The 15,029-nt window shown below is 65.3% G+C and carries 13 protein-coding genes; 3 read left to right on the forward strand and 10 right to left on the reverse strand.

Going from position 1 to position 15,029, the window contains the following annotated elements; translation table 11 throughout:
- Positions 1-28: 28 nt before the first annotated feature.
- The 7 genes from BBA01S_RS30995 to BBA01S_RS31025 all read right to left on the reverse strand — a co-directional run bounded on the left by BBA01S_RS30995 (position 29) and on the right by BBA01S_RS31025 (position 8,104).
- Positions 29-832, reverse strand: coding sequence for an ATP-binding cassette domain-containing protein (locus BBA01S_RS30995; RefSeq protein WP_027819842.1), 804 nt, complete (start codon positions 830-832; stop codon positions 29-31).
- Positions 832-1,839 carry an ABC transporter permease gene (locus BBA01S_RS31000; RefSeq protein ID WP_027819843.1) on the reverse strand — a complete coding sequence of 336 codons (1,008 nt, stop codon included), beginning with the start codon at positions 1,837-1,839 and terminating at the stop codon, positions 832-834. Before BBA01S_RS31000 ends, BBA01S_RS30995 begins: the two co-directional genes overlap by 1 nt.
- Positions 1,839-2,981 carry a sugar ABC transporter substrate-binding protein gene (locus BBA01S_RS31005; RefSeq protein WP_027819844.1) on the reverse strand — a complete coding sequence of 381 codons (1,143 nt, stop codon included), beginning with the start codon at positions 2,979-2,981 and terminating at the stop codon, positions 1,839-1,841. The genes BBA01S_RS31000 and BBA01S_RS31005 overlap by 1 nt, the downstream gene beginning before the upstream one ends.
- A gap of 263 nt (positions 2,982-3,244) precedes the next feature.
- A complete protein-coding gene (gene yjfF / locus BBA01S_RS43515; RefSeq protein WP_042298191.1) occupies positions 3,245-4,378 on the reverse strand; it encodes a galactofuranose ABC transporter, permease protein YjfF in 1,134 nt (377 codons plus the stop codon).
- A gap of 60 nt (positions 4,379-4,438) precedes the next feature.
- Positions 4,439-5,497, reverse strand: coding sequence for an ABC transporter permease (locus BBA01S_RS31015; protein ID WP_042298192.1), 1,059 nt, complete (start codon positions 5,495-5,497; stop codon positions 4,439-4,441).
- Complete coding sequence (locus BBA01S_RS31020; RefSeq protein WP_027819846.1) at positions 5,494-7,014, reverse strand: sugar ABC transporter ATP-binding protein; 1,521 nt, start codon at positions 7,012-7,014, stop codon at positions 5,494-5,496. The genes BBA01S_RS31015 and BBA01S_RS31020 overlap by 4 nt, the downstream gene beginning before the upstream one ends.
- Positions 7,015-7,126: 112 nt before the next feature.
- Positions 7,127-8,104 (reverse strand): ABC transporter substrate-binding protein, encoded by a 978-nt coding sequence (locus BBA01S_RS31025; protein ID WP_027819847.1) that lies wholly within the window; start codon positions 8,102-8,104, stop codon positions 7,127-7,129.
- Between the two features lie 286 nt (positions 8,105-8,390).
- Here BBA01S_RS31025 and BBA01S_RS31030 point away from each other — a divergent pair, with 286 nt between their 5' ends.
- Positions 8,391-10,133, forward strand: a complete 1,743-nt coding sequence (locus BBA01S_RS31030; protein WP_027819848.1) for an IlvD/Edd family dehydratase — start codon at positions 8,391-8,393, stop codon at positions 10,131-10,133.
- A gap of 97 nt (positions 10,134-10,230) precedes the next feature.
- Here the strand turns inward: BBA01S_RS31030 and fabV are convergent, their stop codons facing one another.
- Together fabV and BBA01S_RS31040 are read right to left on the reverse strand one after the other, a co-directional pair.
- Positions 10,231-11,427 (reverse strand): enoyl-ACP reductase FabV, encoded by a 1,197-nt coding sequence (fabV, locus tag BBA01S_RS31035; protein ID WP_027819849.1) that lies wholly within the window; start codon positions 11,425-11,427, stop codon positions 10,231-10,233.
- 187 nt (positions 11,428-11,614) lie between these two features.
- Entirely contained in the window at positions 11,615-12,664 is a 1,050-nt protein-coding gene (locus BBA01S_RS31040) for an SDR family NAD(P)-dependent oxidoreductase (protein ID WP_027819850.1), read from the reverse strand.
- A gap of 99 nt (positions 12,665-12,763) precedes the next feature.
- Here BBA01S_RS31040 and BBA01S_RS31045 point away from each other — a divergent pair, with 99 nt between their 5' ends.
- On the forward strand, positions 12,764-13,666 hold the full coding sequence (locus tag BBA01S_RS31045; protein WP_027819851.1) for a LysR family transcriptional regulator: 903 nt from the start codon (positions 12,764-12,766) through the stop codon (positions 13,664-13,666).
- A gap of 11 nt (positions 13,667-13,677) precedes the next feature.
- Here BBA01S_RS31045 and BBA01S_RS31050 read toward each other — a convergent pair whose 3' ends face one another.
- Positions 13,678-14,157 (reverse strand): OsmC family protein, encoded by a 480-nt coding sequence (locus BBA01S_RS31050; protein ID WP_027819852.1) that lies wholly within the window; start codon positions 14,155-14,157, stop codon positions 13,678-13,680.
- A 104-nt stretch (positions 14,158-14,261) separates the two neighbouring features.
- Here BBA01S_RS31050 and BBA01S_RS31055 point away from each other — a divergent pair, with 104 nt between their 5' ends.
- Positions 14,262-14,909: a GntR family transcriptional regulator gene (locus BBA01S_RS31055; RefSeq protein ID WP_027819853.1), complete on the forward strand. Its 648-nt coding sequence runs from the start codon at positions 14,262-14,264 to the stop codon at positions 14,907-14,909.
- Positions 14,910-15,029: the final 120 nt, after the last annotated feature.

The following is a 15,029-nucleotide window of genomic DNA, read 5'->3' on the forward strand; positions in this document are numbered from 1 at the left end:
GGTCAGGCATGCCCCCTTGATGTGACGATTACGCGCTGGTGGCGCGCATCGCCCGGTATTCTCGCCGCACGATGTCCATGAGTTCCGCCACCGAAGTCAGTGCGCTCTTTTGTTCATACGTTACGCGGCCACGCTGCATCAACATGATGCGATCCGCGATATCGAGCGTCTGCGCATAGTTGTGCATGATCATGATAATCGATAGCCCGCCCTTTTCCTTCAGGCGCATGACGAGGTCGATAATCAGCCCCGCCTCGCGCGCACCCATCGCCGCGAGCGGTTCGTCGAGCAGCAGGATTTTCGCGTTCGAATGCACGGCGCGCGCTACCGCGATGGCCTGGCGCTGACCGCCCGAAAGCCGCTCCACCGGCAGATCCACGGACGGCACATGCACGCCGATATCGTCCAGGCATTGCGCCGCGCGCTCGCGCATCTGCTTGTGGTCGAGCAGCTTGAACGGCCCGCGCCGCACGATCTCGCGGTTCAGGAACATGTTGTGGTAGATCGACAGCGAGTTCGCGAGCGCGAGATCCTGATAAACGCATTCGATCCCCAGCGAGCGCGCGTGATCGACGGAGCGCAGCAGCGTCTGCTGGCCGTCGATATGGAGCGTGCCGTCGGTTTGCTGATGAAAGCCCGTGAGGATTTTCACGAGCGTGGACTTGCCCGCGCCGTTGTCGCCCAGGATGCCCAGGATCTCGCCCTTGCCCAGCGTGAGCGACACGCCGTCGAGCGCCGTGACCGCGCCAAAGCGCTTGACGATCTTGTCGCCGCGCAGCGCGAGCGGCGCTTCAGCATTAGCCGGGGGAGAGAACGCCTGCGATTCGTCCATCAGCGGCCTCCCTTGCGGCGAATGCGGCCAACGTGGATGTTGAAAATCATCGCGGCCAGAATCGCGGCGCCCAGGATGATGTTGAACGTAAAGGCGTTGATGCCGATGAGCGTGAAGCCGTCGTTGAGGATGCCCAGCACGGCCGCGCCGATCAGCCCGCCTACGATCGTGCCCGAGCCGCCCGTGAGCGGCGTGCCGCCGATCACGGCGGCGGCCACCGCGAGGAACATGATCTGGTTGCCGCCCGCCTGCGGATCGATCGAGGTGATGCGAAAGCCTTCCAGGATGCCGGTCAGCCCCGCGAGCACCGCCGCCAGGATGAAGTTGCCCAGCCGCAGCCGGTTGACCTGGATGCCGGCTTCGCTCGCGCCCAGCGGGTTTGCGCCCGCCGCCTGGGTATGCAGGCCCCAACGCGTATGGCGCAGCAGCGTGTGCATCACGACGGCGAGGGCGATCGTCCAGAGAATCTCGCTATAGCCCCATGCGCCCATGAAGCCCGCAAAAGCGGGGGAGCCCGGCGTCGGCGCGGGCGTGCCGCGCGAGACAGTGAGAGTGATGCCGTTGATCAGGAACAGCGTGCCGAGCGTGGTGACGAAGGAGGGCAGGCGCAACCACACCGTCACCGCGCCGTTCACGAAGCCGATGATCGCGGCGGCCACGAGCCCCGCGACCACGGCAAGCCACATCGGCGCGCCCGCATCGTTGGCGAACACCATCATGAACGGCGCGAAGGCGAACACCATGCCCGCCGACAGGTCGATGTCGCCGCCGATCATCAGCATGATTTCGCCGAACGCGATGATCGCCACCGGCGCGATGAACTGCGAGAGATTGACGAGGCTCGCGTCGGTGAGCAGGAAATCGTGGTTCGCGAACTCGAAGTACGCGGCCAGCAGCACCGCCACCAGCAGGATGCGCAACTCGGCCGCCCAGTGGGACGTCCATGACATACCCGCGCGCCGGGGCGCGCGGGCTTGAACCTTGCCGGGTTCGTTCACTGTGTCCATCACGACTTGATTGCGCCGCTCATCGGCACGATTTGCGGCTTGGTGGTCTTGCCTTCATAACGCGTCGAGGTGTTCAGGTACGGCTCGACCGTCGACTTCGTCACGAACTTCAGGCCCGTGTTGATGTTGGCCGGGCCCACCAACCCGCCCGAAGCGAGGAACACGAACGCTTCCATCACCGTATAGAAGCCTTGCACGTAAGGCTGCTGGTCGATGGTGAAGTCGAGGAAGCCTTCGTGAATGAGCTGGATGGTGGTGGGCAGCAGGTCGAAGCCGCCGCCATGCACGCCCTTGGACGGCAGGTTCGATTCCTTCATGACCTGCGCGACGCCCTGGGTGCTGCCTGCATCGACGGCGAACATGCCCTTGAGGTCCTGGTGGCCCAGGTAGAACGACTTGATCTTCGAGAGTTCCTCGTTGACGGTCGCGCCCGTGGCCACGGTCTGGATGTCGATCTTCTTGCCGGACTTCTTGATGGCGTCGCTCGCGCCGTCAAGACGCGGCTGGATGTTCAACTGCCCGGGCGTTGCGATGAAGAGCGCCACCATGCCGCTGTCGATCAGGCTGACGATGCGCTCGCCCATCTGATATCCCGACAGGTACAGATCCTGGCCGATGTACGCGAGGCGCGGATTGCTTTTGCCGCGCGGCGCGTCGGCGTTATAGGCGAACACCGGAATGCCCGCGTCCAGCGCGGCCTGGATTGGCTTGTCGAAGGCGCTGGGATCGACGATCGGCACGGCGATGGCGTCGGCCTTGGCGGCAATGGCGGAGTTGACCGCGCGCACCATTTCGCCCGCATCGGAAGTCGCCGAGCCCGTCCACTGATAGTCCATGCCGAACATCGAGCAGGCGTCCTGGATGCCGTACTGCGTCGGCACGAAGAACGGGTTCGTGGTGACGTGGTTGACGAACACGATCTTCCACTTCTTGTGCGAAGGGAAGGCCATTTCGGCGGCCTGCGCCGGGGAAATCAGGCCGCCTGCGCCGCCGCCCAGCGCACCCATCAGCGACAGCGCCGCGCCCAGGCCCGCGCCCTGCATCAGGCCGCGCCGCGTGGCGTTCAGGCCGCTGCCGGCGCCGTTATCGTGCTCTTTATCGTGTTGCTTCGTGTCCTTGTCGTCATCCCGTTGCTGCGCCATTGTCTTCCTCCGATTCTCGTTGTCGTGGGTCGAACTGCTCGACGTTGCAATGCTTGCGTCGAGGGTATGCAGATGCTGGACGGCACCGGGAGTGAGTGGAACGCGCGCCTGTGACGCGCACGCGCAGCCAGGTTCGGAATCGCGGCGAGATGGGGCAGCGTGCCGCGCGGTACCGCAAAAATCTTAGTGCAGGGCCGATGCGGCTCCTAATCCATGTATACCCCTAACTAGTCGGACTATTTTTCACGCTTCGTCATGCTTCGTCATGCTTCGCGCGGCGGCGTTGCCAGGCGCGCCTGCTGCATCGGATCGAGCGGCGCTTCAGTGGGCGCGGTGGCGCGTCTTGTGCGCGGTGCGCCCTTGCCGCTGCCGGTCGATTTGCGGCGTGCCGCGTGACGTTCGGTGGCGCGTTGCAGCAAACAGAACGCGCAGAGCAGGGCGCCGATCACGATGCGCGTCCACCAGGAACTGAGCGTGCCGTCGAAGGTGATGAGCGTCTGGATCGTGCCGAGAATGCCCACGCCGAACACCGAGCCAATCACGTACCCCACGCCGCCCGTGAGCAGCGTGCCGCCAATCACCGTAGCGGCGATGGCGTCGAGCTCCATGCCCTGCGCCTGGAGCCCGTAACCGGAGAGCACATAGAGCGTGAACACCACGCCGCCCAGCGCCGAACAGAAGCCCGAGAGCGCATACACGCCGATCTTGGTGCGCGCCACGGGCAGGCCCATCAGCAGCGCGGAGCGCTCGTTGCCGCCGATCGCATAGACGTTGCGCCCGAAGCGCGTGAAATGCGCGATCACGATGCCGGCGGCCAGCATGGCGAGCGCGGTCAGCGACCCGGTCGTGAGCGAGCCGCTGCCCACCGGAATGCTGAATTCGGAGAGCGCGTGGAAACCGGCGTCGTTGATCTGGATGGATTCGGTGGTGATGAGAAAGCACGCGCCGCGCGCGAGGAACATGCCCGCGAGCGTGATGATGAAGGGCTGCAGGCGGAAGAAGTGGATCAGCGCACCCATCGCCGCGCCATACAGCGTGCCGAGCGCCAGCACGAGCGGCACGACCACGGCCACGGGCCAGTGCAGCTTTTCGGTGCCCACGGCGCAGAGGATCGTGGTGAGCGCCACCACCGCGCCCACCGACAGGTCGATGCCGCCCGAGATGATCACGAACGTCATGCCGATGGCGACGATCAGCAGGAACGCATTATCGACGAGGAGTCCGAACAATACCTGGAGCGAGAAGAAGCCCGTATACATCACCGAGCCGAAGCCAAACAGCGCAGCGAACAACAGCACGGTGACGACGATGGGCAGGATGCGCGGATCGACGAAGCGAGCGACGCCGCGCCGCCAGGCGCTGGGTGCATCGACGGGGCGGGAAGCGGGACGGTTCATGCGGCAGGTTCCGGAAAAGTCCTTGAAGGGCGTGTGGCTTCTGAGCGATCAGCAGTGCGCTCAGGCGCGCGCCCGGCGGCTCGTCGCAAGACGGCGTAGCTGCGCCGCCAGGAACGCACGCGCGGCGGGCGACTGGATCACGCTCACGACCAGCACGACCACGGCCTTGACTACGAGCGTTGCTTCGGGCGGCACGCCGATCGAATACGTCGTGTAAGTGAGCGTCTGGATGATGAGCGCGCCCAGCACCGTGCCCGCCAGGCTAAAGCGCCCGCCCGACAGCGACGTGCCGCCCAGCGTCACGGCCAGGATCGCATCGAGTTCGAGCAGCAGGCCCGCGTTGTTGCCGTCGGCGCTGCGCACGTTCGAGCTGATGAGAATGCCCGCAATCGACGCGGTCAGGCCGCAGAACGCATACGCGCCGAACACCACGGCCTGCGACGACAGCCCCGCGAGCCGCGCGGCCACCGGATTCACGCCGATCGAACGGATAAACAGCCCAAGCGCCGTACGGTTGACGATCAGCACGGTGAGCGCCGTCACGGCAATGGCGATCCACACCGCGCAGGGCACGAGCGCGAGATAGCCGCCGCCCGCATAGAGATAGCCCTTCGCGCCAATCGGGATGATCTGCCCGCCCGTGAGCAGCTGCGCGACGCCGCGCCCGGCCACCATCAGGATGAGCGTGGCGATGATCGGCTGCATGCCGATGAAGGCGACCAGCAACCCGTTCCACATGCCCGCGAACAGGCCGACCGCGAGTGCCGCGCCGAACGCCATGCCCACGCGCGTGGGATCGTCGGCAAGTACCGTGGCCGCCGCCGCGCCCGCGATGGCGACCACCGCGCCCACGGAAATATCGATGCCGCGCGTGGCGATCACGAGCGTCATGCCCAGCGACACCACCACGAGCGGCGCGGCGCGCATGAGGATGTCGACCGGCGCGCCGAACAGATGGCCGCCGAGCAGCGTGATCGACAGGAAGTTCGCGCGGTGCGCGACGTCCACGGCGAACAGCGCGACCAGCGTGACGACGGGCCACACGAGCGGGTGGCGCAGCAGCAGGGCAAGCCAGGACGGCAGGCCCGAAGGCAGTCCCGAATTCGGACGGGTGTTCATCGGCGGTCTCCGGCGATGAGGTTGTAGACCTCGTGTTCCGAGCGCGATGCGCCCGCCAGTTCGGCGACTTTGCGGCGGTCGCGCAGCACGGCGATGCGGTCGCTCACGCGCACGACCTCGCTGATTTCGGACGAGATGAACAGGATGCCGAGACCCTTCGCGCAAAGCGCGCGCACGCGATCCATGATTTCGAACTTGGCGGCGACGTCGATGCCGCGCGTGGGTTCGTCGAGGATCAGCAGGCGCGGCTCGGTGGCGAGCCAGCGTGCAAGCAGCACCTTCTGCTGGTTGCCGCCCGAAAGCAGGCCGATGGGCTGCTCCGCATCGCGCGCCTTGATGCCGAGCTGCGCGATGTACTGGTTGGCGATTTCGCGCTGCCGCGCACGGCCGATCATGCGCCACCAGCCTAGCTGCGCCTGCAAGGCCAGCACGATGTTTTCGCGGATCGACAGGTCGGCGACGATGCCTTCCTTCTTGCGGTCTTCGGGGCAATAGGCCATGCCGTGCTTGACGGCGTCGCGCGGCGACGAGAGCTTGACGGTCTTGCCGTCGATGCGCACCGCGCCCGCATCGGCCTTGTCCGCGCCAAACAGGAGGCGTGCCGTTTCCGTGCGCCCGGAACCGAGCAGGCCCGCCAGGCCCAGGATCTTGCCGGGCTGCACTTCCAGGTCGAGCGGATTGAGCACGCCGCGCCGCGCGACGCCTTGCGCGGCGAGATACGGTGCCTGGGTGCTCGCTGCGGCGTCGTCGTGATGCGGCGCTTCGGCTTGCGCGAGGCGCTCGCCTGCATTCTGGAGTCCTACCATCTTGGCGACCAGCGTCTGCACCGGCAGGTCGGCGGCGAGATATTCGCCTTCGCGCTCGCCGTTGCGCATCACCGTGATGCGGTCGGAGATCGCGTAGGTCTGCTCCAGAAAATGCGTGACGAACAGAATCGCAATGCCCGACGCCTTGAGCTTGCGCAGCACCTCGAACAGGCGCGCGACTTCGCCTTCGTCGAGGCTGGAAGTCGGCTCGTCGAGAATCAGGATGCGCGCATCGACCGACACCGCGCGCGCGATCGCCACCATCTGCTGCATGGCGATCGGGTAGGTATCGAGCGATTGCGTGACGTCGAGCGAAAGATTGAGTTGCGCGAGCGCTTCGGCGGCGCGGCGGTGGATCGTTTTCCAGTCGATCAGGCCGCGTTTGCGCGGCTGGCGGCCCGCGAAGATATTCTCCGCCACCGAAAGATTCGGGCAGAGATTGACCTCCTGATAGAGCGTCTGGATGCCCGCGGCTTCGGCTTCCTGCGGCGTCGAAAAGCGCACGGATCGACCGGCAAGACGGATTTCACCGGCTTCCGGTTCGTGCACGCCGGTGAGCACGTTGATCAGCGTGGACTTGCCCGCGCCGTTCTGGCCCATCAGCGTGTGGACTTCTCCGGGGAACAGACGAAAATCGACCCCGTCGAGCGCACGCACGCCGGGGAAAGTTCGCGACAGGCCAACGGTTTCAAGCAGCGGCGTTGCGCTCATGGGCAGGCACCGTAAAAGAACGAAGTGCTAACTAATCGTGCCGAAAAATACGTGGCGCCTGTCACGTTCGATGCCCGCGACAAGCGCCACTCCCTGCACCCCCACCTGCCACTCAATACTTGCGCGACGGCAGCGTCTGGGCCGCGACGTCCATCGGGAACACGGTCTCGTTCGTGACGATGCGCTTGGGCAGTTGCTTGCCCGCCACCACGTCCTTCACGGCCGTCATCAGTTGCGGCCCGAGCAGCGGGCTGCATTCGACATCGACGTTCATCTTGCCGGCGATCATCGCTTCGAAGCCGCCTTTGGTGGCGTCGAACGACACCACGCTCACGTCCTTGCCCGGCTTCATGCCGGCTTCTTCCATGGCCTGGATCGCGCCGAGCGCCATGTCGTCGTTATGCGCGTAGACCACGTTGATCTTGTTGCCGTAGCTCTTGGCGAAGGCTTCCATGACCTGCTTGCCGCCCGCGAGCGTGAAGTCGCCGCTTTGCGAGGCGATGATCTTGAACTTCGGATCGTTCTTGATCACTTCGATCAGGCCTGCGTGACGGTCGTTGGCCGGAGCGGAGCCGACGGTGCCCTGCAATTCGACAATATTGATCGGCCCGGGATTGCTCTTGTAGTGGTCTTCGAGCCATTTGCCCGCGCGGCGGCCTTCTTCCAGGAAGTCCGAGCCGATCATCGTGACGTACAGCGATTGATCCTTCACGTCGATGTTGCGGTCAGTGAGGATCACCGGAATCTTCGCGCGCTTCGCTTCCTGGAGCACCGGCTCCCAGCCCGATTCGACCACCGGCGAGAACGCGATCACGTCGACTTTCTGCGCGATATACGAGCGGATCGCCTTGATCTGGTTTTCCTGCTTCTGCTGGGCGTCCGAGAACTTGAGATTGATGCCTGCGTCCTTGGCGGCGGCCTTCACCGAAACGGTGTTGGCGGTGCGCCATGCGCTTTCCGCGCCGACCTGGGCGAAACCCAGCGTAATCTGTTTGTCTTCGGCGTGGGCGACGCCCGCTGCCAAAGTGAAGGCAGAAAGGGCCGCCGCTGCTGCGACGAACCCGCTCACCATGCGAGTTGCCAGTTTCATGCGTGTCTCCGATGTCGCTCTGTAGTTTTTTAATTCACGGCGCATCACCCGCGTCCTGCATCCCGCGTCCATCACGGCCGGACAGAATCACGAGAAAATCGCGCCATCCCAAACCCGCGGTCACCCTTGGGTCGTTGCCTTGCCTTTCTGAACTGCATCGCTGCTCTTTTTCTGAATAGGCAAACTATATGCAACAGGAGTGGCCGTTTTTATTAGCGTTTTCCCGATCATTCAGGCCTATATAGTCATGCTATTTATGGGTCTTTCTCACAAAGTGGGCAAAGCCATGAACACCCGTAAGCCCAAGCTCCGATCGGCCCAGTGGTTCGGCACCGCCGACAAGAACGGCTTCATGTACCGCAGCTGGATGAAGAATCAGGGCATTCCCGATCACGAGTTCGCGGGCAAGCCGATCATCGGCATATGCAATACGTGGTCGGAACTCACGCCCTGCAATGCGCACTTTCGCAAGCTCGCCGAACACGTGAAGCGCGGCGTCTACGAGGCGGGCGGCTTTCCCGTGGAATTCCCGGTGTTTTCCAACGGCGAATCCAACCTGCGGCCCACGGCCATGTTCACGCGCAACCTCGCGTCGATGGACGTGGAGGAATCGATACGCGGCAATCCCGTCGATGCCGTGGTGCTGCTGGTGGGCTGCGACAAGACCACGCCCGCGCTGCTGATGGGCGCGGCCAGTTGCGACGTGCCCGCCATCGTCGTGAGCGGCGGCCCGATGCTCAACGGCAAGCACGAAGGGCGCGACATCGGCTCGGGCACGGTCGTGTGGCAACTGAGCGAGCAGGTGAAGGCGGGCAAGATTTCGCTGCACGATTTCATGTCGGCGGAAGCGGGCATGTCGCGCTCGGCGGGCACCTGCAACACGATGGGCACGGCGTCGACGATGGCCTGCATGGCCGAGGCGCTGGGCGTGACGCTGCCGCACAACGCGGCGATTCCCGCAGTGGACGCGCGGCGCTACGTGCTCGCGCAGATGTCAGGAATCCGAATCGTCGAGATGGCGCTGGAGGACTTGCGTCTGTCGAAGCTGCTGACGCGCGAAGCCTTCGAGAACGCGATCCGCGCGAACGCGGCGATAGGCGGCTCCACCAACGCTGCGATTCATTTGAAGGCGATTGCAGGGCGCATTGGCGTGCCGCTGGAACTGGACGACTGGACGCGCATCGGGCGCGGCACGCCCACGCTTGTCGACCTGCAGCCGTCGGGTCGCTTCCTGATGGAGGAGTTCTATTACGCGGGCGGCCTGCCTGCCGTGCTGCGGCGCCTGGGCGACGCGAACCTGCTGCCGCATCCCGATGCGCTCACCGCGAACGGCCGCACGCTCTGGGAGAACGTGCGCGAGGCGCCCAACTACAACGACGAGGTGATCCGCCCGCTCGACCAGCCGCTCGTGCAGGACGGCGGCCTGTGCGTGCTGCGCGGCAATCTCGCGCCCAATGGCGCGGTGCTCAAGCCGTCGGCGGCGACGCAATCGCTGCTCAAGCATCGCGGCCGCGCCGTGGTGTTCGAGAATTTCGACGACTACAAGGCGCGCATCGGCGACCCGGATCTGGACGTCACGGCGGACTCGGTGCTCGTGATGAAGAACTGCGGGCCGAAGGGCTATCCCGGCATGGCCGAGGTCGGCAACATGGGCCTGCCGCCCAAGCTGCTGGCGCAGGGCGTGACGGACATGGTGCGCGTGTCGGACGCGCGCATGAGCGGCACGGCTTACGGCACGGTGGTGCTGCACGTTGCGCCCGAGGCGCGCGCGGGCGGGCCGCTCGCGATCGTGCGCGACGGCGACTGGATCGAGATGGATTGCGAGCAGGGCTCGTTGCGGGTGGATATCGGCGACGATGAAATTCGTGCGCGTCTGGAGGCATGGCATGCGCAGCAGCAGCCTTTGGCCGCCGATAGCAGCGGCTATCGCAAGCTCTACGTCGATCACGTGCTGCAAGCCGACGAAGGCTGCGATTTCGACTTTCTGGTGGGCTGCCGTGGTGCGGAGGTGCCGAAGCATTCGCATTGAATGCCTGGATTGAGGCAACCGGCGCGCAGCAGTCAATACTGCGCGCCGGTTCGTTGTACACGCAACGAGCCAGTGACTCGTCGCGCGTGCTGACGATTTACTTCTCGATGATGCCCGGGATCGCGACGTTCGGATTGACGTCGGCGGTGTAGTCCACGCCTTCGATGCCGAAACCGAACAGGCGCAGGAACTCCGCCTTGTAGCCCGCGAAATCGGTCATCGCGTAGATGTTGTCGTCGGCGACTTCGTCCCACCAGGCCTTGACCTGCGCCTGGATGGCGGGATCGAGTTCCTTGTAGTCGGCGCGCAGGCGGCCTTCGTCGTCGAGGATCGGCGTGGCGCTGTACAGCGAGTCCTTGTACAGGCCGTAGACCTGCTCGATGCAGCCTTCGTGCGTGCCGTTGGCCTTCATTGCGCGGAACAGCAGCGAGAGGTACAGCGGCATGATCGGAATAGCCGAGCTGGCCTGCGTCACCACGGCCTTGAGCACTGCAACGCGTGCGTCGCCACCCGTGGCCGCGAGCTTCGCGCGGATATCCAGCACCTTCTGGTCGAGATCCTTCTTGGCCTGGCCGATCGAGCCGTTCCAGTAGATGTCGTGCGTGACTTCCGCGCCCAGGTAGGTGAAGGCCGTGGTCTTCGCGCCATCGGCCAGCACGCCAGCGGCCGCCAGGGCGTCGATCCACATTTGCCAGTCTTCACCGCCCATCACGGCCACGGTGCCGTCGATTTCGTCCTGGGTGGCCGCTTCGAGCACGGTTTCCTTGACGACTTCCTTGTCGGTGTCGATGCCGCGCATGCGCAGCTGCTTGCCGACCGGCTTGAGCGTCGAGTTGTGCACGGCGCCCGTGACCGGGTGCGTGCGGCGCGGGGCGGCGAGGCTATAGACCACGAGGTCGACCTGGCCGAGATCGCGCTTGATCGTCTCGATGGTTTCCTGCTTGATGGCGTCCGAGAACGCATCGCCGTTGATGGTTTTGGCGTACAGGCCTTTCTGGGTGGCGAACTTTTCGAACGCCGCCGTGTTGTACCAGCCAGCCGTGGCAGGGCGGGTGTCGGTGCCGGCGCGCTCGAAACAGACGCCGAGCGTGGCCGCATCCGAGCCGAAAGCCGCCGAAATGCGGGCAGCCAGGCCATAGCCCGTCGAGGAGCCGAGCACGAGAACGCGCTTGGGGCCGTTGGCGACGGGGCCGTTTTGTTTAACGTATTCGATTTGCTGAGCGACGTTGGCTTCGCATCCCACCGGATGGGCCGTCACGCAAATGAAGCCGCGGACGCGCGGTTCGATAATCATCAGACTTCTCCGTAAGTCGCATGGTGCATGCAGGAACGGGGCGCATTTTAGCGCGAGCCTGCGTTGCGGGCCATCGATGACGGTTTTGGCGAGGGGTTTTGGGGCCGGGGTGGGAGTGCTTGAGCCTCGTTTTGCCCTCGTCATGAAGTCGTTTTTGGCCGTCCTGGCGGTCGTTGCGCAGCCGCTTTCAGTGCGCGGCGGCCAGCCGGGGCTGGCCCGCAGGCAGGCAGCCGAGCCCCATCAGCGTGGCTTCCACGGCCGCGTCGAGCGGCGTATGCGGCTCGCGGCCGAGTGTCGCGACAAGACGCGTGTTGTCCAGTTCGAGCGTCTCGCGCCACAGATAGCGCATCTCCAGCATTTCGCGCGGCGTGGTCGAAAAGAGTGCCGCCATGTAGATCAGTGGCCACGGGAACGCGCCGCGCTTGACCGTGAGGCCGTGTCGGGCCGCCACGCGGCAGATCGCGGCGGCCATCTGCGTGCCGTCGGCGTCCCAGTGGCCCGCCATGTGAAAGCGTGCGAACGGTTCCAGCGCGGCGCGCTGTTCGATCAGTTCGAGCATGGTGCGCGCGACGTCGGGCACATAGCCCCAGCTATGGCCCGCGCCCGGCGTGCCCGGCTCGCGCACCGAGCGCAGCGGCTTGCCCGGCGTGAGGAAGCCTTGCGCCAGCCAGCTATTGCCCACGTGCGGCCCGAAGAAGTCGCCCGCGCGCACCACGATCGCGCGCGCGCCGCGCGTGGTGGCGGCCTCGATGCGCCGCTCCAGGTCCACGCGGATCGCGCCCTTGCGGGTGCGCGGCTGCTGCGGCGCATCCTCGCCGACGAGCGGCAGCGCGTCCGGGCCGTAGTTGTAGACCGTTCCCGGCAGCACGACGGTGGCGCGCATGGCCTGCGCGGCGGCGAGCGTGTTGTCGATCATCGGCAACACGAGGTCGGCCCAGCGGCGGTAGCCGGGCGGATTCACGGCGTGGACGATGACCTCGCAGCCCTGGGCGGCGCGCATGACGGCGTCGCGATCCATGACATCGCCTTGCACGGTTTCGATTGCGCTGATTGCACCAATCTCACCGACTGCACCGGCGTCGCCTTCAGGGCTCACGCTGCGCTGCAACGCCCGCACCCGCCAGCCTGCGCCGCTCAACTGCCGCGCGAGTTCGCCGCCGATGCCGCCGCTCACGCCCAGCACGAGCGCCGTGCGCGCCGTTTGGTCGAACGCCGTTTCGCCGAAATTTGCCGCCATGATCGTTCTCGCTTGAAAGAAGTGTCGATGGGGGCATTCTGCGCGCCGGGCGGTTCATAAAAAATTGCCTGGAATCGCGTAGCGGCTATACATTTATGCATGGCCTCGAATCTGAACTGGGAACTCTACCGAACCTTCCTCGCCGTGCTCACGGAAGGCTCGCTCTCGGGCGCGGCGCGCGCGCTCGGCATCACGCAGCCTACGGCGGGGCGGCATGTGGCGGCGCTCGAAGAGGCGTTCGGCCAGCCGCTTTTCACGCGCTCGCCTGCGGGCTTCCTGCCGACCGAAGCGGCGCGCGCGCTGCGCGGCTACGCCGAGTCCATGCGCAGCACGGCAGCGGCGCTGGAGCGCGCGGCCTCGGGGCAGGGTAATGCGATGCGCGGCGTGGTGCGCATCACCGCGAGCGAAGTGGTGAGCGTGGAAGTGCTGCCGCCGGTTCTGGCCGCGCTGCGTCGCGCGCATCCCCAGATCGTGGTGGAACTGGTGCCGAGCAACCGACTCCAGGATCTGCTGCAACGTGAAGTGGATATCGCCGTGCGCATGACGGCGCCGCAGCAGGACATGCTGATCGCGCGGCGCATCGGCGACATTGAAATCGGTCTGCATGCGCGCGACGACTATCTGGCCGAACACGGCACGCCGCAATCGATCGCCGATCTCGCGCAGCACGCGCTGATCGGCTACGACACCGTCACGCCCTTCGTGCGCGCGGCGGCGACCAGACTGCCGTACTGGAAGCGCGAAAGCTTCGCGCTGCGCACCGACAGCGATGTCGCCCAACTGGCGATGCTGCGCGCGGGTTGCGGCATCGGTGTGTGCCAGGTGGGCGTCGCGCGGCGCGATGCACGTTTGCAGCGCGTGTTGCCGCGCGAGTGTGCGGTCAAGCTGACGACATGGATCGCCATGCACGAAGACCTGCGCGGCAACAAGCGCTGCAAGGCGGTGTTCGATGCCCTGGCCAGCGGGCTGGAGGCTTATATCGCCCAGGCGGGCGGCGCCTAGGCAACGCGCCTTTACGCTGCTTCGGCGACGTCGATGACCGGCTCGCAGCGGATCGGGAAATTGACCGAATTCGCGATATAGCACTGCTCATGCGCGGCGTGATGCAGGTGTTCCGCGAGGCTGCGGTTGTCGCCCGCCCGGATCGTCACGCGCGGGCGCAAGACGATTTCCTTGAAGCGACCCGCCTGGGCGTTGTCGATCATCGTGCCTTGCGCTTCGTCGACATAGGCGAGCACGGTCACGCCCGCGTCGGCGCACAGATGCAGATACCAGAGCTTGTGGCAGGCGCTTGCGGAGGCCACGAGCAAGTCTTCGGGATTCCAGCGCGCCGCGTCGCCGCGAAAGGCCGGGTCAGCCGATCCCGGGATGGCAGGCTTGCCCGCGGACTCGATGATGTGATCGCGGCCATAGTCGCGATAACCCGAGGTGCCCGTGCCGCGATTGCCTGTCCATTGCACCTTCACCGCGTAGTTGTGTTCCTTGTGCGCCATCTCAAGCTCTCCATGCTGTCGTGGGTTCGACTATTATCCCTTCGATTGTCTAAATGGTATACCATTATTCCGTTTAGACGATGTTGGGGAGCGTGGGGCGGGACATGGAAGCCAGAATCGATTCGACGGCCCAGGCCGTGGCGGCGGCATTGCGGGACATGATTGTCGAAGGCGAACTCGCGGCGGGCGAGCGCCTGGTGGAACGCGACCTGGCCGAGCGTTTCGAGGTGAGCCGCATTCCCTTGCGCGAAGCGATCCAGCGCCTGGAGCGCGAAGGGCTGGTGGAGATCTACCGCAATCGCGGCGCGGTGGTGCGCATGCTCGATGCGCAGGATATCGCCGAAATCTACGACCTGCGCGTGCTGCTGGAAGGCGATGCGATCTTTCGCAGCGTGAAGCGCATCGACGACGAGACCCTCGCGCGCGCCGAACTCGTGCACCGGCTGCTGGGCGAGGCGCAGACGCGCAAGAAGCAGGGCGAACTGAACCGCGAGTTTCACGAACTGCTCTATGGCGCATGCGGCAACGCGCGGGCGCTCGCGGCGATTCGCGAATTACGTCATCAGGTGGAGCGTTATGAGCGGCTGCAACGCACCTTGCTTGCCGATACGCCTGCATTCCAGCACGAGCACGAAGGCATTCTCGACGCGTGTCTTGCGCGCAATGCGCGGCTCGCGCGCTCGCTCACGGCGGCGCATATCGAATCGGCTCGGCGCATCGCGTTGGCGGTGGTCGCCGACCAGGCCGCTTAAGCAGGCCGCTCAAGCAGGCCGCCTGAGCACGCCGATTCAATTCATTCACACTCGACGCGGTTTTCCTTACGACATTTTTTCTTGTGCCCCCCAGCGCGCAAACCTAGACTGGGCTGCATG

This window comes from Paraburkholderia bannensis NBRC 103871, assembly GCF_000685015.1.
In the GTDB taxonomy this organism is placed as follows: Bacteria; Pseudomonadota; Gammaproteobacteria; order Burkholderiales; family Burkholderiaceae; genus Paraburkholderia; species Paraburkholderia bannensis.

Bases quoted from the DNA above. Each gene is read 5' to 3' on its own strand.
- BBA01S_RS30995 (WP_027819842.1), bottom strand. From the start codon at position 832: ATGGACGAATCGCAGGCGTTCTCTCCCCCGGCTAATGCTGAAGCGCCG.
- BBA01S_RS31000 (WP_027819843.1), bottom strand. From the start codon at position 1,839: ATGGACACAGTGAACGAACCCGGCAAGGTTCAAGCCCGCGCGCCCCGG.
- BBA01S_RS31005 (WP_027819844.1), bottom strand. From the start codon at position 2,981: ATGGCGCAGCAACGGGATGACGACAAGGACACGAAGCAACACGATAAA.
- yjfF (WP_042298191.1), bottom strand. From the start codon at position 4,378: ATGAACCGTCCCGCTTCCCGCCCCGTCGATGCACCCAGCGCCTGGCGG.
- BBA01S_RS31015 (WP_042298192.1), bottom strand. From the start codon at position 5,497: ATGAACACCCGTCCGAATTCGGGACTGCCTTCGGGCCTGCCGTCCTGG.
- BBA01S_RS31020 (WP_027819846.1), bottom strand. From the start codon at position 7,014: ATGAGCGCAACGCCGCTGCTTGAAACCGTTGGCCTGTCGCGAACTTTC.
- BBA01S_RS31025 (WP_027819847.1), bottom strand. From the start codon at position 8,104: ATGAAACTGGCAACTCGCATGGTGAGCGGGTTCGTCGCAGCAGCGGCG.
- BBA01S_RS31030 (WP_027819848.1), top strand. From the start codon at position 8,391: ATGAACACCCGTAAGCCCAAGCTCCGATCGGCCCAGTGGTTCGGCACC.
- fabV (WP_027819849.1), bottom strand. From the start codon at position 11,427: ATGATTATCGAACCGCGCGTCCGCGGCTTCATTTGCGTGACGGCCCAT.
- BBA01S_RS31040 (WP_027819850.1), bottom strand. From the start codon at position 12,664: ATGGCGGCAAATTTCGGCGAAACGGCGTTCGACCAAACGGCGCGCACG.
- BBA01S_RS31045 (WP_027819851.1), top strand. From the start codon at position 12,764: ATGGCCTCGAATCTGAACTGGGAACTCTACCGAACCTTCCTCGCCGTG.
- BBA01S_RS31050 (WP_027819852.1), bottom strand. From the start codon at position 14,157: ATGGCGCACAAGGAACACAACTACGCGGTGAAGGTGCAATGGACAGGC.
- BBA01S_RS31055 (WP_027819853.1), top strand. From the start codon at position 14,262: ATGGAAGCCAGAATCGATTCGACGGCCCAGGCCGTGGCGGCGGCATTG.